Genomic DNA, 26085 nt, shown 5'->3' on the forward strand with positions numbered 1-26085 from the left:
CATTCATGAACTGCGTTCATATCCATGATTGGAGTCGCTGTATGAATGCCAGACCCCGCCTCGGTGTTCTTCTCGCGGCCGTGGCCGTACTGACAGCCGTGTTCGTCCCCTCCGCCGCCGCGCGCCCGGTGCCGGCCGCCCCCGACACCGCTGTCCTCGACGGCGCCCGCCTCCAGCAGACCAAGCTCCGCCTGGACCGAGGAGACCCCCAACTACGCCGGACCCTAAGGAACTTGACGACCCGAGCCGACAACTGGCTGCACCAGGGCCCCTGGACGGTCGTGGACAAACCAAAGCCCGCCCCCGGCGGCGACGTTCACGACTACCTGAGCCAGGCCCCCTACTGGTGGCCGACGACCACCCCGACCGCCGACAACCCCTGGGGCTGCCCGTACGTCCAGCGCGACGGACAGCGCAACCCCGAGGTCGACACGGGAACCGACCGCCAGGACGTGGAGAAGGTCTTCGACTCGACGTACGACCTCGCGCTCGCCTGGTACTACACCGGCGACCAGCGCTACGCGCACAAGGCCGACCAGGTCCTGCGTACCTGGTTCCTCGACCCGGCCACGAGGATGAACCCCAACCTGAACCACGCCCAGTTCATCCCCTGCAAGTACGACGGCCGCGCCATCGGCATCATCGACTTCTCCCAGTCGTACACCAGCGTCGTCGACGCCGTCGCCATCCTCGGCACCGGCGCCCCCGGCTGGACGAAAACCGACCGCACGGCGATGGCCCGGTGGAACTCCGACTTCCTCAACTGGCTGAAGAACAGCGCCTTCGGCAGGGAGGAGGGCGCCGCCGCCAACAACCACGGCACCTTCTACGACATGCAACTCGCCGCCCTCGCCTACGCGACCGGCGACAAGGCGCTGGCCCGGCGCACGGTGCTCGACGCCCGCGCCCAACGCATCGACCCCCAGATCGCGGGCGACGGCAGCCAGCCGCAAGAGCTGGCGCGGACCCGGAGTTGGCACTACTCGACCTTCGACCTGGTCGCGTACACCCGGCTCGCGGCCATCGGCCGACATGTCGGCGTGAACCTGTGGACCTACCAAGGCCCGGACGGCCAGGGCCTGTTGAAGGCCGTGGACTATCTGCTGCCCGCCGCGACCGGGGCCGCCGCATGGTCGCATCCGGAGCTGGAGTTCCACCGCTACGCGGCGAGCGACATCGTCCACGCGGCGGCCGACGCGGGCGACCCAAGGGCCAGGGCAGCCGTACCGAAACTGGAGACCCCGCCCGGCGGTGACCTGTGGTCCCTGCGCCCGGCGGCCGAGCAACTGGACTCCATCGCCGGGTGACCGCACGCCACCGGCCGGTCCGACTGGGCCGCCCGACAGGGGTTCCCGAGCGGCCGCCGGGCATGGGGCGTCCCCACAGCGCCGGCACTGCTCGGGAGCTCCGCCGGCCGCCTCGACGGCGTACGGGCCGGTGCCGGGGACGCCTGCGACGCGGTGAAGGAACTGTCGATCGGCTCTCAGGCCCCGGTCACCGGCTCGGGCCCGTACTCCGCCCGCCGCTGGCTGGACCCGCTCGATACGCGCGCCGGCCCGAGGAGTTCAGAGCTGCCGGTCCGGCACTACCGCCGTCGGCGCGCTGACCTTCGGACGGTCCCGGTCCCCGGCGCGCAGCACGCCCGCGAAGACCGCGAGGCCGCCGGCCAGCGCTGTCACCAGGCAGAACGACACCACCAGGCTGGTCGCCTGCGCCACCCCGCCGATCAGGCTCGGTGCGACCAGCCCCGAGGTGTAGGTGATCGTCGCCACGCCCGCGATGGCCTGGCTCGGGTTCGGCCCGCTGCGCCCCGCCGCCGCGAAGCAGAGCGGCACGACCACCGCGATGCCCAGACCGAGCAGCCCGAAGCCGGTCATCGCCAGCCCCGGGCTGTCCGCCAACACGATCAGCAGTCCGCCGACCACGGCAAGCACACCGCCCGCGCGCACCGTCCGCACCGAGCCGAAGCGGTTCACCACACCGTCGCCGACCAGCCGGGCCACCGCCATCGTCAACATGAAGCCGGTCGTCGAGGCCGCCGCGAGCCCGGCCGACGTGTCCAACTGGTCCCGCAGGAACACCGCCGACCAGTCCAGGCTCGCCCCCTCCGCGAACACCGCGCAGAAGCCCACTGTGCCGATGAGCAGCGCCGACCTGGGCGGCAGCGTGAACCGGGGCGGCGGCTCCTCCTCCGACCCCGGCCTCAGGTCGAGCACCCAGCGGCAGGCGGCCACGCCGAGCACGGTGAGGGTCGCCGCGGCGATGACGTGATGCACGCGAGCGTCCGAACCGAGATGCGCGGCGAGGGTGCCGCCCGCCGAGCCGATCAGGGCGCCCGCGCTCCACATGCCGTGCAGTCCGGAGATGATCGACTTGCCGAGCAGTCGCTCGATCTCGACGCCCAGCGCGTTCATGGCGACGTCGGCCATACCCGCGCTCGCGCCGTAGGTGAACATCGCCAGGCACAAGGTGACCAGGTTCGGCGCGAGGGACGGCAGGACGAGGGACATCGTCCACAGCGCGATAAGACCGCGCAGCGTCGCACGGCTGCCGAAGCGGTGGGTGATCCGACCGGCCAGTGGCATCGAACAGGAGGCGCCGAACGCCGTGAAGGCCAGGGCGAAACCGAGCCAGCCCGCGCCGACATGGGCATGCTCCTGGATCCACGGCACCCGGGTCGCGAACGAGCCGGTCACCGCGCCGTGCACGGCGAAGACGGCCGCCACGGCGTACCGGGCGCGCTTCACCTCGTGTCGGTCGTAGACCACTTCGCTCATCGTCCGGTCCCTCCAGCGCTCTTCACGTCCCCATCCTCACTCGCGTCGCGTAAACTATCAGGAACCCTGCCTGATAGATAGAGAATTACCGGCCGCCCGCCGCACCCCCTCGATCTGGGAGGATTCCCGGCATGCCCGCATCCCCGAGCACCGCCCGGGCCATCAACGACCGGCTCGCCCTGAGGCTGCTCCAGCACGAAGGCCCGCTGACCGCAGGGCAGTTGAAGCAGCTCACCGGACTGTCCCGGCCCACCGTCGCCGACCTCGTCGAACGCCTCACGGCCTCCGGACTGATCGAGATGGTCGGCGAGTCCGGGGAGCAACGGCGCGGCCCGAACGCCCGGTTGTACGGCATCGTCGCCAACCGCGCCCACCTCGCCGCCCTGGACGTCCGCATGGAGGGCGTCTCCGTCCTCGTCTCCGACCTGGTCGGCCGGGTGCTCGCGGAGGCGTCCGTGCCGATCGACGGCGACTCGGGCACCGGCCCGGCCGTCGAGCAGGCCGTGGCGCTGGTGGAGCGGGCCGCGAAGGAGGCGGGCGCGGAGCATCTGCACACGGTCGGCATCGGCGCCCCCGGCCTCATCGACCCGGCCACCGGTGAACTGCGCGACACCACGGGCCTGCCCGAGTGGCACCGCCGCCTGGTGGCCGCGCTCCAGGAACGGCTCCCCGACGCCCGAGTCGTCGTGGAGAACGAGACCAACCTCGCGGCCCTCGCGGAACAGCGCGACGGCGCGGCCCGCGACCGGGACACCTTCGTCCTCGTCTGGCTGGGTATGGGCATCGGTGCCGCGATCGTCCTGGACGGGACGTTGCGCCGAGGCGCGTCGGGCGGTGCGGGCGAACTGGGCTTCCTCCCGGTGCCGGGCACGCGGGGGCTTCCCTCGGCAACGGACTGCGAGGGAGGTTTTCACTCGCTGGCGGGGGCCGGCGCGGTGCTCGAACTGGCCCGGGAACACGGGGTGTTGGGTGCCGGGGGAGCGGCTGAGGCGGTGCGGTGGGCGGTGACGGAGGTGGCCGGCCCGGAACGTACCGTCGCCACCCGCTTCCTGGACGCCCTCGCCGACCGCGTCGCCCTCGGTGTCGCCTCCGTCGTGGCGCTGCTGGACCCCGGATGCGTGGTCCTCGGCGGCGAGGTCGGACAGGCCGGCGGTGACGAACTCGCCGTGCGGGTCGCCGAACGCATCGGCCGGATGTCACCCCTGCCCGCGGAGGTGCGCCCCAGCGTCCTCGGTGGCGCCGCCGTGCTGCGCGGTGCGCTGCTCACCGCACAGGACGGCGCGCAGGACGAGCTGTTCGGCTGAGAGGCCCGGCGGTGGGCAAGGGCCGTCGTCACCACCGCCGGACCGGACCAGGGAGATCCGAAAAGGACTAGACCAAATGATCCAGCAGGTGAGGGCCGGTTGAGAAGTCCATCGGCACTCTCTGTGAGCCAGCCCACACCGTTCACCTGGATGGACCCTTGCCGGGCGTGGCACACTTGCCGTGTACCAGAAGCAGCGCACTCCGGGGTCGGTGAAAGTCCGAACCGGCGGTTACAGTCCGCGACCCGTCCGCTTCCAGCGGCCGGTTGACCAGGTGAAATTCCTGGACCGACGGTTAAAGTCCGGATGGGAGGCAGTGCGCGGCGGGCGGGCATTCGTGCGCGCCGCCGTATCGGCCCGTCCTGCGTGGACGGGTTCTGTCCGGCGTCGTTCCCGGTGCTTCCGTTCGTTTCATTCTGTCGTCTTCGACAGGCCCCGGAGTCCGTGCCCCGATGTGGCAGGAGGACCCGGGAAGTGTTCACCGGAATCGTCGAAGAGCTGGGTGAGGTCACCGCCGTCGAGAGTCTCGACGACGCCTCCCGCTTTCGGCTGCGCGGACCCATCGTCACCGAGGGCGCGAAGCACGGCGACTCCATCGCCGTGAACGGCGTCTGTCTCACCGTCGTCGAGCACGAGGGTGACGAGTTCACCGCCGACGTCATGGCCGAGACCCTGAACCGCTCCAGCCTCGGCGCCCTCGCCGTCGGCTCCCGCGTCAACCTCGAACGCCCCATGGCCCTCGGCGCCCGCCTCGGCGGACACATCGTGCAGGGTCATGTCGACGGCACCGGCGCGGTGTTGGAGCGCAAGCCGTCCGAGAACTGGGAGATCGTCAAGATCTCGCTCCCCGCCGACCTCACGCGCTACGTCGTGGAGAAGGGCTCCATCACCGTCGACGGCATCAGTCTCACCGTCGTCGACGCCGGCCCCGACTTCTTCACCGTCAGCCTCATCCCCACCACGCTCGGCCTGACCACACTCGGTCTCAAGCAGCCCGGCGACCCGGTCAACCTCGAAGTCGACGTCATCGCCAAGTACGTCGAGCGGCTCATGGGCGCGCAGGGGGCGGACAAGTGAACTGGCTCAACTCCGAGGCTTTCGTCATGTTCGGCCAGCACATCAAGTGGTCGGACATGATCGGCAACGTCGTCGGTCTCATCGCCCTCGCCCTGGGCTGGCGCCGCTCCATCTGGAGCTGGCCCACCCAGTTCGTCTCCGGCGTGATCCTGTTCGCCGCCTTCGCCACCGCCCACCTCTCCGGCAGCGCCGGCAAGCAGGTCGTCGTCATGGTCGTCGCGGTCTACGGCTGGTGGCAGTGGAACCGCGGGCAGGGCGGCTCCGCCGACGGCCACATCACCCCCCGCTTCGCCACCTGGCGCGAGCGCGCCGTCCTGGTCGGCGCCGCCGCCGTCGGCACGGTCGCGGTCGCCGTCCTCTTCAAGGCGTACCCGTCGCTCTCCTGGGACCCCTGGCCCGACGCCTACATATTCGTCGGCACCGTCGTCGCCATGTACGCCCAGGCCCGCGGGATGGTCGAGTTCTGGTTCGCCTGGCTCCTCGTCGACCTCGTCGGCGTCCCCCTCAACTTCGCCAACGGCTTCGCGTTCTCCGGCTTCGTCTACGTCATCTACGGCGCGCTCGTCCTGTGGGGCATGCGCGACTGGTGGCTGCGCTCCCGCAAGGCCCCGCAGCCCGTCCTGGAAGGAGCGCCGGCATGACAGCGGCACCGATCCTGTACAGCACCGACGGTTTCGAGGACTTCTCGCTCGACCCGGTCGAGCAGGCCATCGCCGACATCGCGGCCGGCCGCCCGGTCGTGGTCGTCGACGACGAGGACCGCGAGAACGAGGGCGACCTCGTCATCGCCGCCGAGAAGGCGACCCCCGAGATCATCGCGTTCATGATGAGCGAGTGCCGCGGCCTGATCTGCGCCCCCATGGAGGGCGAGGAACTGGACCGGCTCCGGCTCCCGCAGATGGTCGAGGACAACACCGAGTCCATGAAGACCGCGTTCACCGTTTCCGTGGACGCGTCCGCCGTGCACGGTGTGACCACCGGTATCTCGGCCTCCGACCGCGCGACCACGCTTCAGCTCCTCGCGAGCGGCACCGCCGAACCCGGCGACCTGGTCCGCCCCGGCCACATCTTCCCGCTGCGCGCCCGCTCCGGCGGCGTGCTGGTGCGCAACGGCCACACCGAGGCCGCCGTCGACCTCGCCCGCCTCGCGGGCCTGCGCCCGGCCGGCGCGATCGTCGAGATCGCCGGCGAGGACGGCCGGATGCTCCGCCTCCCCGAACTGATCCCGTTCGCCCGCAAGCACGGCCTGACGATCATCTCCATCGAGGACCTGATCGCCTACCGGCAGACCGCCGAACCCACCGTCCGCCGCGAGGCCGAGGTCCGACTCCCCACCCGCCACGGCCAGTTCACGGCCTACGGCTACCGCTCCACCGTCGACGGCGTCGAGCACGTCGCCCTCGTCCACGGCGACATCGGCGACGGCGAGGACGTCCTGGTCCGCGTCCACTCCGAATGCCTCACCGGCGACGTCTTCCGCTCCCTGCGCTGCGACTGCGGCCCCCAGTTGGAGGCCTCCCTGGAGCGCATCCAGGAGGAGGGCAGGGGAGTCGTCGTCTACCTGCGCGGCCACGAGGGGCGCGGCATCGGCCTGCTCTCCAAGCTCCGGGCGTACGAACTCCAGGAGCGCGGCCGGGACACTCTCGACGCCAACCTCGAACTCGGCCTGCCCGCCGACGCCCGGGACTACGGCGCCGGCGCGCAGATCCTGGAGGACCTCGGCGTGCGCAGCCTGCGCCTGATGACCAACAACCCCGACAAGACCGACGCGCTCGTCCGGCACGGCCTCAAGGTCACCGGCCGGGAGCCGATGCCCGTGACCGCGGGCGAGCACAACCTCACCTACCTGCGCACCAAGCGGGACCGGATGGGACACGACCTGCCCTGGCTGGACGCGGCCCCCGTGTCCACCTGCGGCAACCAGTAACCAGCAAGAGAACGACGAGGAGAGACGTACGTGAGCGGCAAGGGCGCACCGGAACTGTCCGTACGCAACGTCGGAGACCTGCGGGTCGCCGTCATCGCGGCGCAGTGGCACGAAAAGGTGATGGACGGTCTGGTGGACGGCACCCTGCGCGCCCTGCACGACCTCGGGATCGACGAGCCGACCCTGCTCCGGGTCCCCGGCAGTTGGGAACTCCCGGTCGTGGCAAAGGTGTTGGCGGGCCGGGGCTACGACGCGATCGTCGCCCTCGGCGTCGTCATCCGGGGCGGCACCCCGCACTTCGAGTACGTGTGCCAGGGCGTGGTCCAGGGACTCACCCAGGTCTCGGTCGAGACCGGCGTCCCCGTCGGCATGGGCGTGCTGACCTGCGACACCGAGGAGCAGGCCCTGGACCGGGCCGGCCTCGCGGGCTCGAACGAGGACAAGGGGCACGAGGCGGTGACGGCGGCGGTCGCGACGGCGGCCACCCTCCGCTCAGTATCTGAACCGTGGCGTTAAGCCCACGATTGTTTGCAATAGGGTGGGCAGCACCATGTCCAATAAGACGTTCGAGGAGCTGTTCACCGAGCTCCAGCAGAAGGCCGCCACCGGCGACCCCGCCACTTCCCGCACCGCAGAGCTGGTCGGCAAGGGCGTCCATGCCATCGGCAAGAAGGTCGTAGAAGAGGCCGCCGAGGTCTGGATGGCCGCGGAGTACGAGGGCAAGGACGCGGCTGCCGAGGAGATCTCGCAGTTGCTCTACCACGTCCAGGTGATGATGGTCGCCCGCGGTATCTCGCTGGACGACGTCTACGCCCACCTCTGAGCCACACCCCCACCCGCACATCTCACGCAAAGGAAGCCGACCTCATGCTGCGCATCGCCGTCCCCAACAAGGGTTCCCTGTCAGGACCTGCGGCGGACATGCTGCATGAGGCCGGTTACCAGCAGCGGCGGGAGTCCAAGGAACTGCGGATCGTCGACCCGGTCAACGAGGTGGAGTTCTTCTACCTCCGCCCCCGCGACATCGCGATCTACGTCTCCTCCGGCCGCCTCGACATCGGCATCACCGGCCGCGACCTGCTCATCGACTCCGCCGCCTCCGCGGAGGAGATCCTCCCGCTCGGCTTCGCCCGCTCCACGTTCCGCTTCGCCTCCAAGCCCGGCGCGGCGAGCAGCATGGAGGACCTCAAGGGCAAGACGGTCGCCACCTCGTACGAGGGCATCGTCGCCAAGCACCTGGCCGACAACGGCATCGACGCCTCCGTCGTCCACCTCGACGGCGCCGTGGAGACCGCCATCGAGCTGGGTGTCGCCGAGGTCATCGCGGACGTCGTCGAGACCGGCACCAGTCTGCGTAACGCGGGCCTTGAGGTCTTCGGCGAGCCCATCATGAAGTCGGAGGCCGTCGTCATCCGCCGCAAGGGCGCCGATGTCGAGGAGCCCAAGGTCCAGCAGTTCCTGCGCCGCCTCCAGGGCGTCCTGGTCGCCCGGACGTACGTGATGATGGACTACGACTGCCGGGTCGAGCAGTTGGAGAAGGCCGTCGCGCTCACCCCCGGCCTGGAGTCCCCGACCGTCTCCCCGCTGCACAACGAAGGCTGGGTCGCCGTCCGCGCGATGGTCCCCGCCAAGGAGGCGCAGCGGATCATGGACGACCTGTACGACATCGGCGCCCGGGCCATCCTGACGACGGCCATCCACGCCTGCCGTCTCTGAGGAACACTCCGAGGACCACACCGATCATGTCCGAACTCCCCGCCCTGCCGGTCACGTTCCGGCCGGGCCGCACCCGGGCCGTGCTGCTCACCGCGGGCATCGCGATCTTCGTCGTCATCACGACCGTCGCCCTGCTGCTGGAGCAGCTCGGCCCGGGGGAGAAGCTCAGCTTCGTCTTCACCGGTGCCCTCCTCTTCGCCGTGCTGGCCGTGCTCGCCCGGGTGAAGGTGGTCGCCGACGAGACCGGGGTCACCGTCGTCAACATCGCCAGCCGGCGCCGGGTGGAGTGGGCCGAGATCCTCCAGGTGAACCTGCGGCCCGGCGACCCCTGGGTGTTCATCGACCTCAGCGACGGCACCAGCCTGCCCGTCCTGGGCATCCAGCCCGGCATCGCCAAGGAGCGGGCCATCGCCGACGCGCGCACTCTGCGGGCGCTCGTCGAGGACCGGTCCACGAGGGATCTGCCGTAGACCGCCATGTCTTGATTAATCTGTTCCCGGTGGCGTTTTTCGTTCCCGCCTCCGCCACCGATGCTCCCCCCTGTCTTCAGAGGCACCCTGCGACCCGAGGAGTGACTCCCTCCAGCGATGGACGGATCGTCCTGTAGTACCTGCGCCGCCCCCTCCCGACATATCGAGGCGGCGGCATGACCATCCCCTTGCTGCTCCTCGGAGCGGCGATCCTGCTGATTCTGGCCAACGGCTTCTTCGTCGCGGCCGAGTTCGGGCTCGTCACCGTGGAGCGTCCCGAGGCCGAGAAGGCCGCGGCCGAGGGCGACCGACGGGCCGCCACGGTCGTCGAGTCGCTCAAGGAGCTGTCCTTCCAGCTCTCCGGCACCCAGCTCGGCATCACCATCACCTCCCTGGTCGTCGGCATGCTCGCCGAACCGGCCCTGGCACAACTCCTGCACGGCCCGTTCAGCGCGATCGGCATCCCCGAGGGCGCCGTCTCCGGTGTCGCCGTGGTCGTCGGCATGCTGCTCGCCTCCGCCGTGCAGATGGTGATCGGCGAACTCGTGCCCAAGAACTGGGCGGTGTCGCGGCCCTTGCAGGTCGCGCGCTTCGTCGCCGCCCCGCAGCACACCTTCGCCCGGCTGTTCCGCCCGGTGATCGCCGCGCTCAACGCGGTCGCCAACCGGCTGGTCCGCGCTTTGGGCGTAGAGCCCGCCGAGGAGCTGGCCTCCGCCCGCACCCCCGGCGAACTGGTCTCCCTCGCCCGGCACTCGGCCCAGGCCGGCGCCCTGGAGCAGGACACCGCCGACCTCTTCGTACGGACGCTGTCGCTGGGCGAGCTGACCGCGCAGCACGTGATGACCCCGCGCGTGAAGGTCAGCGCGCTCCAGTCCTCGGCGACCGCCGAGGACGTGGTCAACCTGACCCGCGCCACCGGACTGTCCCGCTTCCCCGTCTACCGGGAGAAGATCGACGAGATCGTCGGCATGGTCCACCTCAAGGACGCGCTGGCCGTGCCCGCGCACGACCGGCTGCACACCGTGGTCACCAGCATCGCCAAGTCCCCGGTGCTGGTCCCCGAGACCCTGCCCGTCCAGCCGCTGCTGGCCCGGCTGCGCAGCGAGCAGCCGATCGCCGTCGTCGTCGACGAGTACGGCGGCACGGCGGGCGTGGTCACCCTGGAGGACATCGTCGAGGAACTCGTCGGCGAGGTCCGCGACGAGCACGACGGCCAGGACCTGCCCGAACTCGCTCCCGTGGCCCCCGAGGATGGGAAACCCGCCTGGGACGCCGACGGCAGTTGCCGTGTCGACGTCCTCCAGCGCATAGGCCTCGACGTGCCCGAAGGACCGTACGAGACCGTCGCCGGACTGGTCGCCGATCTGCTCGGCCGGATCCCGGCCCCCGGCGACAAGGCCGAACTCCCCGGCTGGCGGCTGTCGGTGCGCCAGGTCGGGCACTATCGCGCCGAGCGGGTCCGCCTCGTGCGGACGACTCCCGCGGTGAACATCATGGAGGCGGCCCGATGACCGTCCTCCAACTCCTGTTCGCCGCCCTGCTGGTGCTCGCCAACGGCTTCTTCGTCGGCGCCGAGTTCGCCCTCGTCTCCGTCCGCCGCAGCCAGATCGAACCCCTCGGCACCACCCGCGCCCGCCAGGTCCTCTACGGCCTGGAGCGGCTGCCGCAGATGATGGCCGCGGCCCAATTCGGCATCACCGTCTGCTCGTTGACCCTGGGCGCGGTGGCCGAGCCGACGGTCGCGCATGTGCTGGAGCCGGTCTTCGAGTGGATGCACCTGCCCGAGGGAATGATCCACCCCCTCGGATACGTCCTCGCGCTGGCCGCCGTGGTCTTCTTCCACCTCGTCATCGGCGAGATGGTCCCGAAGAACCTCGCGATGGCCGCGCCGGAGAAGGCCGCGCTGTGGCTCAGCCCCGGCCTGGTCGCCTTCGCCCGGGTGTGCCGGCCGATCACCGTGGCCCTCGGCGCCGTCGCCCAGGGCATCCTGCGCCTCTTCCACGTCGAGCCCAAGGACGAGGTCGAGGCGGTCTTCACCAGCGAACAGCTCAACCGCCTGGTGGAGGACTCCGGTCAGGCCGGTCTCCTCGACCCCGAGGAGCAGGAACGCCTGGAGGACGCACTGGAGTTGGGCTCCCGCCCGGTCACCGACGTGCTCCTGCGCCGGGAGGACCTGGTGACGGTCAGCCCCTCGGTCACCCCGGGCGAGATCGTCGCGCTCACCGCCCGCACCGGCTACTCCCGCTTCCCGATCGCGGCGGAGACCGGCGCCTTCATGGGCTACCTGCATGTGAAGGACGTCCTCGACCTGGAGGAGTCCCAGCGGGCGGTGCCGCAGCAGATCTGGCGTCCCATGACGACCCTGCGGTCCGAACTTCCCCTGGACGACGCCCTCACGGTGATGCGCCGGGCCGCCACCCACCTGGCCCAGGTGGCCGATGCGTCCGGCAAGGTGCTGGGCCTGGCCGCCCTGGAGGATGTACTGGAACTCCTGGTGGGCGAGGTCACCGACCCGGCCCACCGGGACACCCCGGACGTCAGGGTCTCGGAACCGCGCGCGAGCGGCGCCCAGAAGGAGGCGCTGGCGAGCTGAGCGACCGGGGCGCGGGGCCCCGGGGCCCGGTCGTCACAGCGGCGACGGATCCTGCGGTCCCCGCCCCGACAGCACCTCGCCGTACGCCTGCATCAGATCCGGCAGCCGCAACGTCGACAGATCGTCCCGCGACAGCATCCCCGGATACACCGACAGCCGCAGATCCCGGTACGCGCAGCTCTTCTCGTACAGGGTCCGCAGGAACCGCCCGTTGCCCAACTCGTCGATCCACCCCTGATCCACCACATGCCCGGCGATGGAGCGCAGCTCGTCGAGCGCCTCCTCGTCCCACACGTCACCGTTCTCCGCCGCCAACACCTCGCCGATGGAGGTGAGTTCGAGGGGACGGTACGAGGGGAAGTCGACGCGGGTCGTGAAGCGGGAGGACAGCCCGGGGTTCGCGGCGAGGAGACGGTCCATGCCCTCCGGGTAGCCGGCCAGGATCACCACCAGGTGGTCGCGGTTGTCCTCGGCCCGCTTCAGCAGCACCTGTAAGGCCTCGTCGCCGTACGCGTCGCCCTTGCCGTAACCGGAGTTGGAGAGCGAGTAGGCCTCGTCGACGAAGAGGACACCGCCGATCGCGGAGTCGATCAACTCGTTGGCCTTCACGGCCGTTTGGCCCAGGTACTCGCCGACCAGGTCCGCCCGCTGGGCCTCGACGAGGTGGTCGCCGCCGAGCAGCCCGAGGGCGTAGAAGACCCGGCCGAGGATGCGGGCCACGGTGGTCTTGCCGGTGCCCGAGGGTCCGGAGAAGACGAAGTGCCGTTTCGGCGGCTGGACCGGCAGGCCCTGCCCGGCGCGCAGCCGCGCCATGTTCAACTGGGCGGACAGCGCCTTGACTTGGCGCTTGACCGGCTCCAGCCCCACCATGCGCTCCAGTTCGTTGAGCGCCTCCTCCAGCAGGACGGGGTCGGTGGGACCGGTGGGCAGCGGCGGTATCGGCACCGAGGTCTTCTCGCGCACCGAGTCGGCCGCGGAGGGCAGCGGGCCGGTCGGCGGCAGGCCGGGATCCGACAGCTTCAGGTCGCGCCCCTCGGCACCGAACAGCGGATCGAGCCCGTCGGGACCCTCCAGCGCGTCCTGTCCGCCGGAGAGCCTGATCGCCGCGAGGTCGCTGACGTCCTCGGCGCCGTCGTACCCGTCGGAGTCGGTGATCGCGGCGAGCCGCGCCGAGGTGTCCATGAACGCGGGGTCGACCCGGTGCACGGCCCGGTACAGGGGGAGCGCGGCGGCGCTGCGGCCGGTGCCCTCGTGGGCCCGCGCCAGCCAGTACCGCAGTTCCTTGCGCTGGGGCTGTTCGCTGCGGCAGCGCATCAGCGCGGCGGAGAGCAGGGGCTCGGCCTGGCCGTACATCTCCAGCCGGACCCGGGCCATCCCGCCGAACAACCCGGCCTCGATGCCCAGGAGTTGGTCGTTGATCAGCGGGTCCGTGTGCCGGACCAACTGCTCCCAGTCCTTGACCAGATAGGCGCGGCAGGCATGCAGGAAGCGCACTTGGTGGTCGGTGTCGACGGGCGGCAGTCCGGCCAACGCCCGGTCCAGCTCCGGGACATGGCGGCCGTCCAGCCAGTGCGAGGCGTGCGCGAGCAGCAGATCACGCGGGCTCTCCAGCACGGGCTGGACCCACCAGCCCAGCCAGTACCAGGAGTTGAGCGTCCGCCGGTGTCTGGTGCGCTGTTCTCCGAAGCGCTCGCGGTGCCGGTACATCCGCAGCAGCGCGGTCGTGGTGTCGACCCGCAGCGCGTGCAGTCCGAGCCAGCCGTCGGCCATCCCGGGATCCATGCGGACCGCGGTGCGGAACTCCTCCTCCGCCTGCGGATAAGCGCCCATCGTGTAGGCGTCCACACCTCGCAGCCACGCGAGGTCGGCCGGGGCCTCGGAGCCCTGCGTGCCGAAGTCCATCACGTCCCCCCACAAACCGTGCCCCCGTTGATTCGCCGCCGGGCCGGCGCCCGTCGGCAGTCTGGGTCGAACCACTGTGCCGCGGACGGGAGTTGCCGTGGTGCGCGAAGCAGCCGTCCGATGGTCGCACCCAGGGCATCGTACCTGCGGGGCAGTCGCCCACCGAAGGGTGCGGGCAAGGCCGTTTGACGAGGTGGGAGCAGATGGGGCGCACTCAGGACGGTGACCCAGGGTGAGCAAATCACGGCTCGTGACGGCCGGAAAAGGGGCCTGAGAGCAGAACGAAGCCCCCGATCACGGGGGAACAACCGGGGGCTTCGCGACTCTGGGCGGCTTCGAACGGCCGCACATTCAGAACGTAAGACCTGTACGGCCCCTGGGTCAAGCCGAGTTGGGGTACTCAGGCAACTTCACACAGGAGGGTCTTCACAAGTTCAGCACACTGCGGGCGGTCCATCACCGTGCGTGACGCCGTGGTCCGGTCCAATCGTCACGGTGGGCCCCGCGAGCACCTCGTACCCCTTGCTCAACTGCCGTACCAGGAGGTCCGCGTGGGGTCGCGAAGGGTCTTTGGCGAAGTGTTCGCGCTCCGCCTCGACCCAGCCGTCCCAGAAGTCCCGCTGCTCCGGCCCGTCCCGCAGTCGCCCCCGCGTCCAGGCCTCCTCCTGGGGCAGCTCCATCCACAGCAGCCGCGCGAGGAACGGGCGCACCGCCCGGCGTCCGGCGCCGACACCCTCGACCAGGACCACCGGTGCGGGCGGCAGCGCGCGGGGTGGTCCGAAGCGGCGGGTGTGCCAGTCGTAGGGGGCGTACTGCGCGCTCTCGCCGCGGCCGAGGGGGACGATCACCTGGTTCAGCAGCCGGTCGGTCCAACCGAACAGCTCGTCGTGGGCGGCGAGGTCGTCCAGGTGCAGGACGGGGGCACCGCCCAGCGCCGTGGCCAACCGCTCGGCGAACGTGGACTTCCCGGACCCCGCGTGCCCGTCGACACCGACGAGCCGGACCGGTCCGCAGGACGGGGGCAGATGGCTCAGACGGTGGGCCAGGTCGTGCATGACTGTTCCCGGGAGGTCGTGGGCTGGTGCCGCAGGTCGCCGGGACATTCTAGGGAGCTGGGCTTCCCGTCCCTGGTCATGCCAGTGGTCGATACCAATATTCGTGGGCGCGGCACGGCCCGAAGTGCTGGCAGGGGCACGCTCTCCGCGTCCATAGTTGGCGCACAGCCGTCCATTGGATCTGTCCCGACTCGGAACACCCGGGGGTCTTCCGCCCATGAGCAGAGCCGAACAGCCGTCCCGCAGAACCGTCCTGACCGCCGCGGTCGCCGCCGCCGTCGTGAGCGGCGCGAGCCCCGCGGTCGCCGCCAACGCCGAGGCGCCCGCCGACACGGACCGAGGCCCGGCCCGAGCGGTCGACAACCACGCGTGGACCACCGAGGCCGACTGGCGCTGCGGCACCGCCCGGGGCACCCGGGCCGTCGGGGGCCCGCGCCCCGGCCTCGTCATCGGCGATGCCCTCGGCAGCGTCGACTACACGGACCCGCACACGGGAAAGACCGCCGCCTGGGAGTACGCGACCTGGACGTCCCCCGTCCACCGGCTCTCGGTCCCAGCGACGGAGACCATCGCCTCCTGGAACGCGCACACCCCCGCCGGCACCTGGATCCAGGTCGAACTGCACGGCACCTACTCCGACGGCACCGACACACCCTGGTACGTGATGGGCCGCTGGGCGGCCGGCGACCAGGACATCAAGCGGACCTCCGTCGACGGCCAGAAGGACGGCAAGTCCTCGATCTGGACGGACACCTTCGCGATCGACGACGCGACGACCGGCCTGCGCCTGGCGTCGTACCGCCTGCGGCTGACCCTCTACCGCAAGCCGGGCACCAAGCTCACCCCCACTGTGTGGCGGCTGGGCGCGATGGGCTCGGACATCCCCGACCGCTTCACCGTCCCGGCCTCCACGCCCGGACTCGCCCGGGAGCTGATCGTCCCGCGCTACTCGCAGGAGATCCACGTCGGTCAGTACCCCGAGTACGACAACGGCGGCGAGGCCTGGTGCAGCCCCACCTCCTCGCAGATGATCATCGAGTACTGGGGCGGTCGGCTCACCCCGGAGCAACTCGCCTGGGTCGACCCGACCTACGCGGACCCGCAGGTCGACAACGCGGCCCGCTTCACCTACGACTACCAGTACGAGGGCTGCGGCAACTGGCCGTTCAACGTCGCCTACGCGGCGACGTACCAGGACCTCCAGGGCGTGGTCACCCGGCTCGGCTCGCTCGGCGACCTGGAGACGCTGATCGCGGCGGGCATCCCGGCCATAACGTCCCAGTCGTTCCTCAGCAGCGAGCTGACCGGCGCGGGATACGGCACCTCCGGTCACCTGATGACCGTGATCGGCTTCACCGCCGACGGCGATGTGATCGCCAACGACCCCAACTCACCCAGCGATCCCGCCGTCCGCCGCGTCTACAACCGGCGCGAGTGGGAGAACATCTGGCTGCGCACCAAGCGGTACAACGCCTCCGGCAACCTCTCCTCCGGCACCGGCGGCGTCTGTTACCTCTACTTCCCGGCGCGGCCGACCGCCCGCCAGCGCAAGGCACTCGCGGCGGTGGGGGTGCGCTGACCCGGAGCCTGTGACCAAGGTCTCCGCCGCGGAGGACGATATGGATGGCAAGGTGGACAGAACGGGGGAGTCCACCTCACATCCGACCTCTGCGAGCCACCATGACCGCACACTCAGCCGGCGCCGCCCGCACCCGTATCCGCACCGGCGGCCCCAAGGACCACGGTCCGAAGATCGCCGAGCACGTCATGGGCTGGACCCTGGTCGTGGTGATCGCGATGCTCGTGACCCAAATCGGCCTGCTGTGACCTGCTGCATAAACGACCTGCCATACTGCGGTTGACCCAGCCCAGTTGGAGAGCCAGAGTCGAAATTGGAAATCAGTCAGCAGCGTGACGTCCCACGTCCTCGGGCGCGCGGTACCGAGCGTTCCTTGGCGCGCCGCGCCGAACTCATCACCATCGGCCGGAAGTTGTTCGCCGACACGTCCTACGACGCCCTGTCCATGGACGACATCGCACGGCAGGCCCATGTTGCCAAGGGGCTGATCTACTACTACTTCCAGTCCAAGCGCGGCTACTACCTGGCGATCATCAACGACTCGGTCGCCGACCTGGTGACCTTCGCGGCGAGCGGCCTCGAACTGCCCCAACTGGACCGCGTACAGCGCACGATGGACAGCTATCTGCGCTGGGCCGAGCACAACCAGGCCGCCTACCGCACCATCGTCAGCGGCGGCGTCGGCTTCGACACCGAGGTGCACGCCATCCGGGACGGGGTGCGCGCGGCGATCGTCGCGACCATCGCCGAAGGCGCCTACGGCCAGACCGACATCTCCCGGCTCGCCCGCATGGCCCTCTTCGGCTGGGTGTGCAGCGTCGAGGGCGCGACCCTGGAGTGGATCAGCGGCCCCGACCTGTCGCGCGAGACGATGCGCGAACTCCTCGTGAAGACCCTGGGCGGCACCCTGCGCGCCATCGAGGAACTGGACCCGACGTATCCGGCCCCGGCCCCGGCCCGCCGGGACACCTGAGCAGGCGTTCCGGACGGGTTCGGGACGGCCGGGTTATTCTCGAAGTAAGCGGTCGTTAACTGGTGACGGCAGACCTCTGATCGGGCATACTCACAGCGCAGAGCCGCTGGTCAGCCGCTTCCGAGACCCGGGAGCGGGAGCAGCGGCCGCATCCGTGCGGTACCCGGCCACGTCGCCTCGACCCAAGGCGTACGCCCGCCGATGTGCCCGACAGGGAGGAGAGCGTCGCCATGCCCGACCGCGCCCCGCAACCGGTGGACCGGCAACTGCCCACGGACGAGGCCCGGGATCTGATCTCGCTGGCCCGCGACATCGCGCAGCGCGAGATCGCCCCGAGGGCGGCAGTGGAGGAGGACGCCGGACACTTCCCGCGCGAGATCTTCACCCTGCTCTCCCGATCGGGACTGCTCGGCCTGCCCTACGACTCCGAGTACGGCGGCGGCGACCAGCCGTACGAGGTATACCTCCAGGTCCTCGAAGAGCTGGCGGCGGCCCGCCTCACCGTAGGCCTGGGCGTCAGCGTCCACTCGCTGTCCTGCCACGCGCTGGCCAACTACGGCACCAAGCAGCAGCAGGTCGAGCACCTGCCCGCGATGCTCGGCGGCGGCCTGCTGGGCGCCTACTGCCTCTCCGAACCGTCCTCCGGCTCCGACGCGGCCTCCCTGCGCACCAAGGCGGTCAGGGAGGGCGACGACTGGGTGATCGACGGCACCAAGGCCTGGATCACGCACGGCGGCATCGCCGACTTCTACACCGTCATGGCCCGCACCGGCGAGGACGGCCCGCGCGGGATCAGCGCCTTCCTGGTGCCGGGTGACGCGCCCGGCCTGAGCGGCGCGGCTCCGGAGAAGAAGATGGGCATGAAGGGCTCGCCCACCGCGCAGGTCCACTTCGACGGCGTCCGGGTCCCCGACGAGCGCCGTATCGGCGAGGAGGGCCAGGGCTTCGCGATCGCCCTGTCCGCGCTGGACTCCGGGCGGCTCGGCATCGCGGCCTGCGCGATCGGCCTGGCCCAGGCCGCGCTCGACGAGGCGGTGGCGTACGCGACCGGACGGCAGCAGTTCGGGCGGCCGATCTCCGACTTCCAGGGCCTGCGCTTCATGCTCGCCGACATGGCGACCCAGATCGAGGCGGGCCGGGCGCTCTACCTCGCGGCGGCCCGGCTGCGCGACGCGGGCCGGCCCTTCGCCAAGCAGGCGGCCATGGCCAAGCTGCACTGCACCGACACCGCGATGAAGGCGACCGTCGACGCCGTCCAGGTCCTCGGCGGATACGGCTACACCGCGGACTTCCCGGTCGAGCGCTACATGCGCGAGGCCAAGGTCCTGCAGATCGTCGAGGGCACCAACCAGATCCAGCGCATGGTCATCGCCCGCCACCTGGCGGGTCCAGAGGCCCACCGAACTGGCTGAGCCCGGTCGGCGGCGCCGCCAGCCGCACCCACTCCGGGTCGTGACGCCCCGGCAGGGTGCGGCCCCGGTCGGCCCAAGTCCGCATGAGATCACGGTAGATGGGCGGATCCTGAGGCTGCGGCGCCGGCGGAACCGATTCTGCGGGTGCGGGGACGTAGATACGGCGCTGACGCCCGGTCGGCGCATATGTGGGGGTCATACCAGGGCAACGTAAGAGCCCGAGGACAGGTCACCGGTCCGTGTATTCGAGCGTGAGTTCACCGGCGTACCGGCTCCCGGCCATGGCCATCGCACTCTTCCTGACGTACCGTCACCTCCACTGTCCCCAGGGGAGGTTAGCCGTGACAGACGACCGTCCCGTGCCCCTCGACGAGTACCCCGTGCACCAGGTCCCGCTGTCGATGAAGCACGTCGCGACCGGCGACCGGAACGCCTACGACCGCTGCATCTTCCACGTCCTCGACCGCGAGGGCCGCGCCCTGCTCATCCTCGGCCTCGGGGTCTACCCCAACGTCGGTGTGATCGACGCCTACGCGACCCTCCGCACCGGCGACACCCTGCACGCGGTCCGCGCCTCGGACGCCCTCGGCGAGGACCGCATGAACCTCGCCGTCGGCCCGCTGCACATCGAGGTCGAGAAGCCGCTGAGCCGACTGCGCCTGCGCTGCGAGGACAACTCCCTGTCCTACGACCTGACATGGACCGCGGAGTTCCCCGCCCTGTGGGAACCCCACCACGTCCAGTACCGCGGCGACCGGCTCACCCTCGAAGGCCGCCGCTTCGTCCAGGCGGGTGGGGTGGAGGGCGTGATCCGGTCCGGCGACGAGGAGTTCCGCGTCTCGGCCGACCACTGGACCGGTACCCGCGACCGCAGTTGGGGGGTGCGGCCCATCCCCGGCGAGGAGGGTGGCCGGCTCGCCGGGGACCATCCGACCGAGGGCTTCCACTGGATATGGTGCCCGGTCCGCTTCGAGGACCGCTTCCTCATGGTCATCGTCCAGGAGGACGCCGACGGCCACCGCACCCTGAACGAGGCGACCGTCGTCCGCCCCGGCCACCGCGACCGCCAACTCGGCTGGCCCCAGGCCGAGATCACCTACCGTTCCGGCACCCGCCACCCCGAGCGCGCCCTCATCCGCCTCGGGGACACCCACAAGCCCCAGGAACTCGGCGTCGAGATCCTGACCTCCTCACCCCTGGCGACCGGTGCCGGCTACCCGCCCGCCGACGACTGGCAGCACGGCACCTGGCGCGGCCGCGCCTGGACCGACCGACGCACCTACGACCTCACCCGCCCCGAGCCGCTCGCCGCCTACGGCGTCACCGACCACGCCGCCCGCTTCCGCCTGAACGGGCGGATCGGCCACGGCATCTTCGAGCACGGCTCCTTCGGCCGCCACGACCCGAGCGGCTTCACCGGCTTCGACTCGGTCGCACCGTAGGGGAGTTGACCCATGGCGACGGCACCCCGCCCCCGCACGACCACCCGCGACCCCGAGCGACTCGCCCACCGACTCACGGCCTGGCTCCACACCCGCATGCCCGGCGCCCGGGCCGTCCGCATCACCGTCCCCGCGTCGAACGGCATGTCCAGCGAGACCCTGCTCTTCGACATCGAGCACCCCGAACTACCGCCCCAGGCCTGCGCGTTGAGACTCGCGGCCGACCCGGCGGCGTACTGCGTCTTCCCGGTCTACGACATGCCGCGGCAGTACCGCACCATGCGCCTGGTCGCCGACCGCACGGACCTCCCGGTACCGAAGGTGCGCTGGCTGGAGGAGGACCCCGGCCCGCTCGGCGCGCCGTTCTTCGTCATGGAGCGCGCCGAGGGACGCGTACCGCCGGACGTCATGCCCTATACGTACGAGGGCAATTGGCTGCACGCGGCGACCGACGCGGAACGCGCACACCTAGAAGCCGCCTCGGTCGGACTCATTGCCCACCTCCATGACCAAGTACCGCTCGCGGAGGCCGACTTCCTCACCCTCCCGGGCGACGGCGACGCCCTCCACCGCCATGTCGCATCCCAACGCGCCTACTACGACTGGGTGGTTGACGGAGTCGCCCGCTCACCGCTGATCGAGGGCGCTTTCGACCGGCTGACCGAACTCTGGCCGACCGACCCGGGCGAACCGGTCCTCAACTGGGGCGACGCGCGCATCGGCAACGTCGTCTACGACGGGTTCGACCCCGTCGCCGTCCTCGACTGGGAGATGGCGGCGCCGGCCCCGCGCGAGGTGGACCTCGGCTGGACCGTCTATCTGCACCGCTTCTTCCAGGACCTCACGGTCGCCTTCGGCCAGACGGGCCTGCCGGAGTTCTTCCGCCGGGACCGGGTGGAGGCCCGGTACGCCGAACTCACCGGCCACACCCCGCGCGACATGGACTTCTACACCCTGTACGCGGCGCTGCGGCACGCGATCGTGATGCTGCGCATCGCCTACCGGCAGGTGTACTTCGGCGAGACGGCCGTCCCGGCGGACCCGGACACACTGATCCTGCACCACGGCAGCCTGCGGGCCATGGTGCAGGGCAGTTACTGGGGTTGAGCGAGAGGACTCAGGCGGCGCGGCGCATGTCCGGCACCCGCATCGGACGCGAGCTGGGGCCGCCGACGTGCGAGAAGGGCTGTGTACGCCAGTCCAGTCCCTGAGGGAGCGTCAACAGCAGCGCGGTGTCCTGCTCCTGGAGCTCCGCGGACTCGTCGGCGGAGTGGGCGTCGGCCGCCTGGCGGCCCGTACCGGCGCAGACCGTCAGCCCGAACGGGTTCCACGGCGAGGCGCACAGCGCGTGCTCCGGCAGGACCTCCTCGTCCGCGAGGAGCGCGATGGGCTGCACGCAGTCCGGGCAGATCACCCGGTACATCTCGAAGGTGTCGTACTCGTCGAGCTCGTCGGCCTCGAAACCGTCGGGTTCGACGCCCTCCGGCTCGGGCTCGACGACGAGCTGCGGCCGCTTGGGCGCGGTGCGTCCAGGGCGCTTAAGACTCTGCATGGGTTTCTCCCCCTACTGGGCTGGGCCGTGAAGGCGCTGCGGCCTCGACCACAGCAAGCACTTCCCGTCCCGTCTCCGAGGTAATCACGAGAGCATCACGGAGACGCTTCGGGGCCTGTGGCGTTCGTCACATGCAACATCACGAACCGGGTATGACCTGCGCCGCTCGGCTATCGGAGGAGATCAGCCGCCATGTAAGTTCTTGCGCCATGGAGGAGCTGGACCGACAAATCGTGCAGCTGCTCGTCAAGGACGGGCGGATGAGCTACACAGACCTGGGCAAGGCCACGGGCCTGTCCACGTCGGCCGTGCACCAACGGGTGCGCCGACTGGAGCAGCGTGGCGTCATCCGCGGGTATGCGGCCGTCGTCGACCCGGAGGCGGTGGGTCTGCCCATGACCGCCTTCATCTCGGTGACACCGTTCGACCCCAGCGCCCCCGACGACATCGCGGACCGCCTCTCCGGCGTCCCCGAGATCGAGGCCTGCCACAGCGTCGCGGGCGACGAGAACTACATCCTCAAGGTGCGGGTGTCCACCCCGCACGAACTGGAGGAGCTGCTGGCCCGGCTGCGTGGCCTGGCCGGGGTCTCGACCCGGACCACGGTGGTGCTGTCGACGCCGTACGAGGCCCGCCCGCCGCGCATCTGACCGACCTGCGTGCGGGGCCGTGCCGGTGAGGCGCGAGACTGTTCCCCATGAGTGAGCGCACCCCCGAACCGACCACCGTCCTGCTCCGCCGCGGCGAAGTCCACAGCCCCGCCGACCCCTTCGCCACCGCGATGGTCGTGGAGCGCGGCCAGGTCGCCTGGGTCGGCTCCGAGGGGGCCGCCGACGCGTTCGCGGACGGGGTCGACGAGGTGGTCGACCTGGACGGCGCGCTGGTCACCCCGGCGTTCGCCGACGCACATGTGCACACCACCGCCACCGGCCTCGCGCTCACCGGCCTCGACCTCTCCGACGCGCCCTCCCTGGAGGCGGCGCTGTCCCTCGTCCGGGACTTCGCCGCCGCCCGCCCGGCCGACCGCGTGCTGCTCGGCCACGGCTGGGACGCCGCCCGCTGGCCGGGGGGTCGCCCGCCGACCCGCGCCGAACTCGACACGGCGACCGGCGGACGCCCGCTCTACCTCTCCCGCATCGACGTCCACTCGGCGGTCGTCAGCACGGCCCTGCTCGACCTGGTCCCCGGCTTCGAGGCGCCGGACGGCCCCCTCACCGCCGACGCCCACCACGCCGTACGCTCCACCGCGCTCGCCGCCATCGCACCGGAGCAGCGCACCGCGGCCCAGCGTGCCGCGCTCGCCCACGCGGCCTCCCTGGGCGTCGGTTCGGTCCACGAGTGCGCCGGACCCGAGATCTCCTCCGAGGACGACTTCACGGGCCTGCTGCGGCTGGCCGGCGAGGAGCCTGGGCCGCGGGTCGTCGGCTACTGGGCCGAGCAGGACGTGACGAAGGCACGGGAGCTGGGCGCGGCGGGAGCGGCGGGGGACCTCTTCGTGGACGGGGCCCTCGGCTCGCACACCGCCTGTCTGCACCAGCCGTACGCCGACGCCGGGCACACCGGCCTCGCGTACCTGGACGCGGACGCCGTCGCCGCCCACGTCGTCGCCTGCACCGATGCGGGCCTCCAGGCGGGCTTCCACGCCATCGGGGACGCCGCCGTGACCGCCGTGGTCGACGGCGTCCGCAGCGCCGCCGAGAAGGTCGGCCTGGCCCGCGTCCGCGCCGCCCGGCACCGTGTCGAACACGCCGAGCTGCTCACCCCGGAGACCGTCGCGGCCTTCGCCGAGCTGGGCCTGACCGCGTCCGTGCAGCCCGCCTTCGACGCGCTGTGGGGCGGCGAGGACGGCATGTACGCCCAGCGCCTGGGCGCCGAGCGGGCGCGCGCCCTGAACCCCTTCGCGGCTCTGCTCCGGGCCGGTGTCCCGCTCGCCTTCGGCTCCGACAGCCCGGTCACCCCGGTCGACCCGTGGGGCACGGTCCGCGCCGCCGCGTTCCACCGGACGGCCGAGCACCGGATCTCCGTGCGTGCCGCGTTCACCGCGCATACGCGGGGCGGCTGGCGGGCCGTAGGACGGGACGACGCGGGTGTCCTGGTCCCGGGCGCGCCCGCCGACTACGCCGTCTGGCGGACCGACGCCCTGGTCGTGCAGGCGCCCGACGACCGGGTCGCACGCTGGTCGACCGACCCGCGCTCCGGCACACCCGGACTGCCCGACCTGACGCCGGGCGGCGAGCTCCCCGTCTGTCTGCGCACAGTCGTGGGCGGACGGACGGTGTTCGTACGGCCGGGCGAGTGATCTCCCGGGGTGGCGCGCCCCCGATCCACGGCCACCGGCCTGTCGCGCGACCTGCGCATCCTCTGCCCTGACCAGCCAGTTGAGGGAGAAAGCGCAGATCAGACGGCTGTTGACAGGCGGGCGCAGGGGGCCGGTAGGTTCGTCCGAGTCCACCACCGGACGCCCGACCGGGGAACCTCCGAACAGTCGCCGAAGCGCCGCTGGGTCAGGGATGGTGTGCCGCACCGGGGCACCGTCACTGGGAGCCAGGCTCAGCGCCAGCGCCACGGCGAGGGAACGTTCCGGCCGGTCGGCTGGTGTGACCCGGGTGGGGCCCGGACGTCCAGTAGACAACGGCTTTGGTCGACCCGCAGCCGGCGGGTCCCAGGTCGGCCCGAAGGGCGCCGGGCCCCCATCCGCAGCACACAGGTGCCAAAATGGGCATCCTTACCCCGTTCTTGTCGAATCGACACCACCGTACGAACCGCGTGGCACGTCACCCCAGGCCCCGGCCACTATGGTGGACCCCTGCGTACGGACATGAAGGGGCAGCAGTGAACGACGGCGACGGAGCCCTCGCGGCAGAGGCCCAGGGGCGGAAGTTCGGCCCGCTCGGCACGGCCTTGGTGATCATCCCGACCTACAACGAGGCGGAGAACATCAAGTCCATCGTCGGTCGGGTGCGGAAGTCGGTCCCCGAGGCTCATGTCCTCGTGGCCGACGACAACAGCCCCGACGGCACGGGCAAGCTGGCCGACGAGCTGGCGGCCGAGGACGAACAGGTCCAGGTGTTGCACCGCAAGGGCAAGGAAGGCCTCGGAGCCGCCTACCTCGCGGGCTTCCACTGGGGCATGGACAACGGCTACGGCGTACTCATCGAGATGGACGCCGACGGCTCCCACCAGCCCGAGGAGCTGCCCCGGCTGCTCACCGCGCTCAAGGGCGCGGACCTGGTGCTCGGCTCCCGCTGGGTGCCCGGCGGCCGGGTGGTGAACTGGCCGAAGTCCCGCGAGTTCATCTCGCGCGGCGGCAGCCTGTACTCGCGCGTGGCCCTCGACCTGCCGCTGCGCGACATCACGGGCGGCTACCGAGCCTTCCGCCGCGAGACCCTCGAAGGCCTCGGCCTGGACGACGTGGCCTCCCAGGGCTACTGCTTCCAGGTCGACCTGGCCCGCCGCGCCGTCAAGGCCGGCTACCACGTCGTCGAGGTCCCCATCACCTTCGTGGAGCGCGAACTCGGCGACTCCAAGATGAGCCGCGACATCCTCGTGGAGGCCCTGTGGCGGGTCACCACGTGGGGCGTGGCGGAGCGGATCGGCAAGCTCCGCGGCCGGGGAAAGCCCTCACAGCCGTAGCCCTGCGACCTCACAGGCCTCGTCGATCATGCCCTTATCCCGCGCTGAGCCGGGCCCAGGCACACTGGACGTATGACGACTGGCGTACCCACCCCTTCCGCCGCCGCCCGGCCTCCGCGTTCCCGGCTGCGTACGTTCCTGCCGCTGGGCATCGCCGCGTGGCTGGTGCTGGAGATCTGGCTGCTGACCGTGGTGGCGGGCGCGTCGAGCGGGCTGACGGTCTTCCTGCTGCTGCTCGCCGGGTTCGTGCTCGGCGCGGTGGTGATCAAGCGGGCGGGCCGGCGGGCCTTCCAGAACCTGAGCCAGGCCGTGCAGCAGGGCACCGCCCCGGCCAGCGGCGGTGGCAGCGGCCTGATGATGCTGGGCGGTCTGCTGCTGATGATCCCGGGGCTGATCTCGGACGTGGCGGGGCTGCTCCTGCTGGTTCCGCCGGTCCAGAAGGCCCTGGCGCGCTATGCGGAGCGCACGGTCGAGCGGAAGCTGGGCAAGGCCGCCCCGGGAACCCTCGGGGACGCCTTCCAGCAGGCCCGTATGCACCGTCCGGACGGAAAGGTCGTCCAGGGCGAGGTCATCCGGGACGAGCCCGACGGCGGCGCCCCGCAGGACCCGCGCCCGCCGCTCACCCGCTGACACTCCGGACAGGCAAAAGCGCGGGCGCCGTACATGTTCGTAC

Annotated in this window: 25 protein-coding genes and 1 riboswitch; of the genes, 21 read left to right on the forward strand and 4 right to left on the reverse strand. The window is 71.0% G+C overall.

The window, feature by feature from the left end; translation table 11 throughout:
- Positions 1 to 41: 41 nt before the first annotated feature.
- Positions 42 to 1307, forward strand: a complete 1266-nt coding sequence (locus tag ABZT04_RS36335) for an alginate lyase family protein (protein WP_356062155.1) — start codon at positions 42 to 44, stop codon at positions 1305 to 1307.
- Between the two features lie 258 nt (positions 1308 to 1565).
- On the opposite strand, the gene ABZT04_RS36340 is transcribed toward ABZT04_RS36335, so the two are convergent.
- A complete protein-coding gene (locus tag ABZT04_RS36340) occupies positions 1566 to 2777 on the reverse strand; it encodes an MFS transporter (RefSeq protein WP_356062158.1) in 1212 nt (403 codons plus the stop codon).
- Between the two features lie 131 nt (positions 2778 to 2908).
- Here ABZT04_RS36340 and ABZT04_RS36345 point away from each other — a divergent pair, with 131 nt between their 5' ends.
- From ABZT04_RS36345 to ABZT04_RS36390, 10 genes are all read left to right on the forward strand, one after another.
- Positions 2909 to 4081, forward strand: a complete 1173-nt coding sequence (locus ABZT04_RS36345) for an ROK family transcriptional regulator (protein ID WP_356062160.1) — start codon at positions 2909 to 2911, stop codon at positions 4079 to 4081.
- A 193-nt stretch (positions 4082 to 4274) separates the two neighbouring features.
- Positions 4275 to 4405: riboswitch (FMN riboswitch) on the forward strand.
- A gap of 150 nt (positions 4406 to 4555) precedes the next feature.
- Positions 4556 to 5158: a riboflavin synthase gene (locus tag ABZT04_RS36350; RefSeq protein WP_356062162.1), complete on the forward strand. Its 603-nt coding sequence runs from the start codon at positions 4556 to 4558 to the stop codon at positions 5156 to 5158.
- Entirely contained in the window at positions 5155 to 5799 is a 645-nt protein-coding gene (locus ABZT04_RS36355) for a nicotinamide mononucleotide transporter family protein (protein ID WP_356062164.1), read from the forward strand. Before ABZT04_RS36350 ends, ABZT04_RS36355 begins: the two co-directional genes overlap by 4 nt.
- Positions 5796 to 7085, forward strand: coding sequence for a bifunctional 3,4-dihydroxy-2-butanone-4-phosphate synthase/GTP cyclohydrolase II (locus ABZT04_RS36360; protein WP_356062167.1), 1290 nt, complete (start codon positions 5796 to 5798; stop codon positions 7083 to 7085). Before ABZT04_RS36355 ends, ABZT04_RS36360 begins: the two co-directional genes overlap by 4 nt.
- 30 nt (positions 7086 to 7115) lie before the next feature.
- Positions 7116 to 7601: a 6,7-dimethyl-8-ribityllumazine synthase gene (gene ribH, locus ABZT04_RS36365; protein ID WP_356062170.1), complete on the forward strand. Its 486-nt coding sequence runs from the start codon at positions 7116 to 7118 to the stop codon at positions 7599 to 7601.
- Between the two features lie 34 nt (positions 7602 to 7635).
- Positions 7636 to 7908 (forward strand): phosphoribosyl-ATP diphosphatase, encoded by a 273-nt coding sequence (locus ABZT04_RS36370; protein ID WP_111665608.1) that lies wholly within the window; start codon positions 7636 to 7638, stop codon positions 7906 to 7908.
- Between the two features lie 44 nt (positions 7909 to 7952).
- Positions 7953 to 8801 (forward strand): ATP phosphoribosyltransferase, encoded by an 849-nt coding sequence (hisG, locus tag ABZT04_RS36375; RefSeq protein ID WP_356062173.1) that lies wholly within the window; start codon positions 7953 to 7955, stop codon positions 8799 to 8801.
- A 26-nt stretch (positions 8802 to 8827) separates the two neighbouring features.
- The gene (locus ABZT04_RS36380; RefSeq protein WP_356062176.1) at positions 8828 to 9271 is read left to right on the forward strand and encodes a PH domain-containing protein; all 444 of its coding nucleotides are present in this window, start codon (positions 8828 to 8830) and stop codon (positions 9269 to 9271) included.
- A 176-nt stretch (positions 9272 to 9447) separates the two neighbouring features.
- A complete protein-coding gene (locus ABZT04_RS36385; RefSeq protein ID WP_356062178.1) occupies positions 9448 to 10782 on the forward strand; it encodes a hemolysin family protein in 1335 nt (444 codons plus the stop codon).
- The gene (locus tag ABZT04_RS36390; RefSeq protein ID WP_356062181.1) at positions 10779 to 11864 is read left to right on the forward strand and encodes a hemolysin family protein; all 1086 of its coding nucleotides are present in this window, start codon (positions 10779 to 10781) and stop codon (positions 11862 to 11864) included. The genes ABZT04_RS36385 and ABZT04_RS36390 overlap by 4 nt, the downstream gene beginning before the upstream one ends.
- Positions 11865 to 11897: 33 nt before the next feature.
- On the opposite strand, the gene ABZT04_RS36395 is transcribed toward ABZT04_RS36390, so the two are convergent.
- On the reverse strand, positions 11898 to 13766 hold the full coding sequence (locus ABZT04_RS36395; RefSeq protein ID WP_356062184.1) for an AAA family ATPase: 1869 nt from the start codon (positions 13764 to 13766) through the stop codon (positions 11898 to 11900).
- 434 nt (positions 13767 to 14200) lie between these two features.
- Positions 14201 to 14821 carry a hypothetical protein gene (locus ABZT04_RS36400; protein ID WP_356062187.1) on the reverse strand — a complete coding sequence of 207 codons (621 nt, stop codon included), beginning with the start codon at positions 14819 to 14821 and terminating at the stop codon, positions 14201 to 14203.
- 217 nt (positions 14822 to 15038) lie between these two features.
- On the opposite strand from ABZT04_RS36400, the gene ABZT04_RS36405 reads away from it, so the two are divergent.
- The 6 genes from ABZT04_RS36405 (at position 15039) to ABZT04_RS36430 (ending at position 21334) form a co-directional block, all read left to right on the forward strand.
- Positions 15039 to 16400, forward strand: a complete 1362-nt coding sequence (locus ABZT04_RS36405) for a peptidase C39 family protein (protein ID WP_356062190.1) — start codon at positions 15039 to 15041, stop codon at positions 16398 to 16400.
- A gap of 101 nt (positions 16401 to 16501) precedes the next feature.
- The gene (locus tag ABZT04_RS36410) at positions 16502 to 16648 is read left to right on the forward strand and encodes an SCO1431 family membrane protein (protein ID WP_356062193.1); all 147 of its coding nucleotides are present in this window, start codon (positions 16502 to 16504) and stop codon (positions 16646 to 16648) included.
- 65 nt (positions 16649 to 16713) lie between these two features.
- Complete coding sequence (locus ABZT04_RS36415) at positions 16714 to 17373, forward strand: TetR/AcrR family transcriptional regulator (protein WP_356062196.1); 660 nt, start codon at positions 16714 to 16716, stop codon at positions 17371 to 17373.
- 230 nt (positions 17374 to 17603) lie between these two features.
- Positions 17604 to 18785: an acyl-CoA dehydrogenase family protein gene (locus tag ABZT04_RS36420; RefSeq protein WP_356062199.1), complete on the forward strand. Its 1182-nt coding sequence runs from the start codon at positions 17604 to 17606 to the stop codon at positions 18783 to 18785.
- A gap of 341 nt (positions 18786 to 19126) precedes the next feature.
- Positions 19127 to 20227, forward strand: a complete 1101-nt coding sequence (locus ABZT04_RS36425) for a hypothetical protein (RefSeq protein WP_356062202.1) — start codon at positions 19127 to 19129, stop codon at positions 20225 to 20227.
- Between the two features lie 12 nt (positions 20228 to 20239).
- A complete protein-coding gene (locus tag ABZT04_RS36430) occupies positions 20240 to 21334 on the forward strand; it encodes a phosphotransferase family protein (RefSeq protein ID WP_356062205.1) in 1095 nt (364 codons plus the stop codon).
- A 10-nt stretch (positions 21335 to 21344) separates the two neighbouring features.
- On the opposite strand, the gene ABZT04_RS36435 is transcribed toward ABZT04_RS36430, so the two are convergent.
- Positions 21345 to 21779: a hypothetical protein gene (locus ABZT04_RS36435; protein WP_356062208.1), complete on the reverse strand. Its 435-nt coding sequence runs from the start codon at positions 21777 to 21779 to the stop codon at positions 21345 to 21347.
- A gap of 209 nt (positions 21780 to 21988) precedes the next feature.
- Here ABZT04_RS36435 and ABZT04_RS36440 point away from each other — a divergent pair, with 209 nt between their 5' ends.
- From ABZT04_RS36440 to fxsA, 4 genes are all read left to right on the forward strand, one after another.
- The gene (locus ABZT04_RS36440) at positions 21989 to 22429 is read left to right on the forward strand and encodes an Lrp/AsnC family transcriptional regulator (protein ID WP_200708861.1); all 441 of its coding nucleotides are present in this window, start codon (positions 21989 to 21991) and stop codon (positions 22427 to 22429) included.
- A 47-nt stretch (positions 22430 to 22476) separates the two neighbouring features.
- Complete coding sequence (locus tag ABZT04_RS36445) at positions 22477 to 24078, forward strand: amidohydrolase (RefSeq protein WP_356062213.1); 1602 nt, start codon at positions 22477 to 22479, stop codon at positions 24076 to 24078.
- A gap of 533 nt (positions 24079 to 24611) precedes the next feature.
- On the forward strand, positions 24612 to 25412 hold the full coding sequence (locus tag ABZT04_RS36450; RefSeq protein ID WP_356062216.1) for a polyprenol monophosphomannose synthase: 801 nt from the start codon (positions 24612 to 24614) through the stop codon (positions 25410 to 25412).
- 72 nt (positions 25413 to 25484) lie between these two features.
- On the forward strand, positions 25485 to 26042 hold the full coding sequence (gene fxsA, locus ABZT04_RS36455) for an FxsA family membrane protein (protein ID WP_356062219.1): 558 nt from the start codon (positions 25485 to 25487) through the stop codon (positions 26040 to 26042).
- Positions 26043 to 26085: the final 43 nt, after the last annotated feature.

Origin of the sequence: Streptomyces sp. NPDC005492, assembly GCF_040605995.1 — a bacterium.
GTDB lineage: Bacteria > Actinomycetota > Actinomycetes > Streptomycetales > Streptomycetaceae > Streptomyces.

What these genes read in the sequence shown, in the direction of transcription:
- ABZT04_RS36335 (WP_356062155.1), top strand. Translation starts at nt 42, where the DNA reads ATGAATGCCAGACCCCGCCTCGGTGTTCTTCTCGCGGCCGTGGCCGTA.
- ABZT04_RS36340 (WP_356062158.1), bottom strand. Translation starts at nt 2,777, where the DNA reads ATGAGCGAAGTGGTCTACGACCGACACGAGGTGAAGCGCGCCCGGTAC.
- ABZT04_RS36345 (WP_356062160.1), top strand. Translation starts at nt 2,909, where the DNA reads ATGCCCGCATCCCCGAGCACCGCCCGGGCCATCAACGACCGGCTCGCC.
- ABZT04_RS36360 (WP_356062167.1), top strand. Translation starts at nt 5,796, where the DNA reads ATGACAGCGGCACCGATCCTGTACAGCACCGACGGTTTCGAGGACTTC.
- ABZT04_RS36370 (WP_111665608.1), top strand. Translation starts at nt 7,636, where the DNA reads ATGTCCAATAAGACGTTCGAGGAGCTGTTCACCGAGCTCCAGCAGAAG.
- hisG (WP_356062173.1), top strand. Translation starts at nt 7,953, where the DNA reads ATGCTGCGCATCGCCGTCCCCAACAAGGGTTCCCTGTCAGGACCTGCG.
- ABZT04_RS36380 (WP_356062176.1), top strand. Translation starts at nt 8,828, where the DNA reads ATGTCCGAACTCCCCGCCCTGCCGGTCACGTTCCGGCCGGGCCGCACC.
- ABZT04_RS36385 (WP_356062178.1), top strand. Translation starts at nt 9,448, where the DNA reads ATGACCATCCCCTTGCTGCTCCTCGGAGCGGCGATCCTGCTGATTCTG.
- ABZT04_RS36390 (WP_356062181.1), top strand. Translation starts at nt 10,779, where the DNA reads ATGACCGTCCTCCAACTCCTGTTCGCCGCCCTGCTGGTGCTCGCCAAC.
- ABZT04_RS36395 (WP_356062184.1), bottom strand. Translation starts at nt 13,766, where the DNA reads ATGGACTTCGGCACGCAGGGCTCCGAGGCCCCGGCCGACCTCGCGTGG.
- ABZT04_RS36400 (WP_356062187.1), bottom strand. Translation starts at nt 14,821, where the DNA reads ATGCACGACCTGGCCCACCGTCTGAGCCATCTGCCCCCGTCCTGCGGA.
- ABZT04_RS36405 (WP_356062190.1), top strand. Translation starts at nt 15,039, where the DNA reads ATGAGCAGAGCCGAACAGCCGTCCCGCAGAACCGTCCTGACCGCCGCG.
- ABZT04_RS36410 (WP_356062193.1), top strand. Translation starts at nt 16,502, where the DNA reads ATGACCGCACACTCAGCCGGCGCCGCCCGCACCCGTATCCGCACCGGC.
- ABZT04_RS36420 (WP_356062199.1), top strand. Translation starts at nt 17,604, where the DNA reads ATGCCCGACCGCGCCCCGCAACCGGTGGACCGGCAACTGCCCACGGAC.
- ABZT04_RS36430 (WP_356062205.1), top strand. Translation starts at nt 20,240, where the DNA reads ATGGCGACGGCACCCCGCCCCCGCACGACCACCCGCGACCCCGAGCGA.
- ABZT04_RS36435 (WP_356062208.1), bottom strand. Translation starts at nt 21,779, where the DNA reads ATGCAGAGTCTTAAGCGCCCTGGACGCACCGCGCCCAAGCGGCCGCAG.
- ABZT04_RS36440 (WP_200708861.1), top strand. Translation starts at nt 21,989, where the DNA reads ATGGAGGAGCTGGACCGACAAATCGTGCAGCTGCTCGTCAAGGACGGG.
- ABZT04_RS36445 (WP_356062213.1), top strand. Translation starts at nt 22,477, where the DNA reads ATGAGTGAGCGCACCCCCGAACCGACCACCGTCCTGCTCCGCCGCGGC.
- fxsA (WP_356062219.1), top strand. Translation starts at nt 25,485, where the DNA reads ATGACGACTGGCGTACCCACCCCTTCCGCCGCCGCCCGGCCTCCGCGT.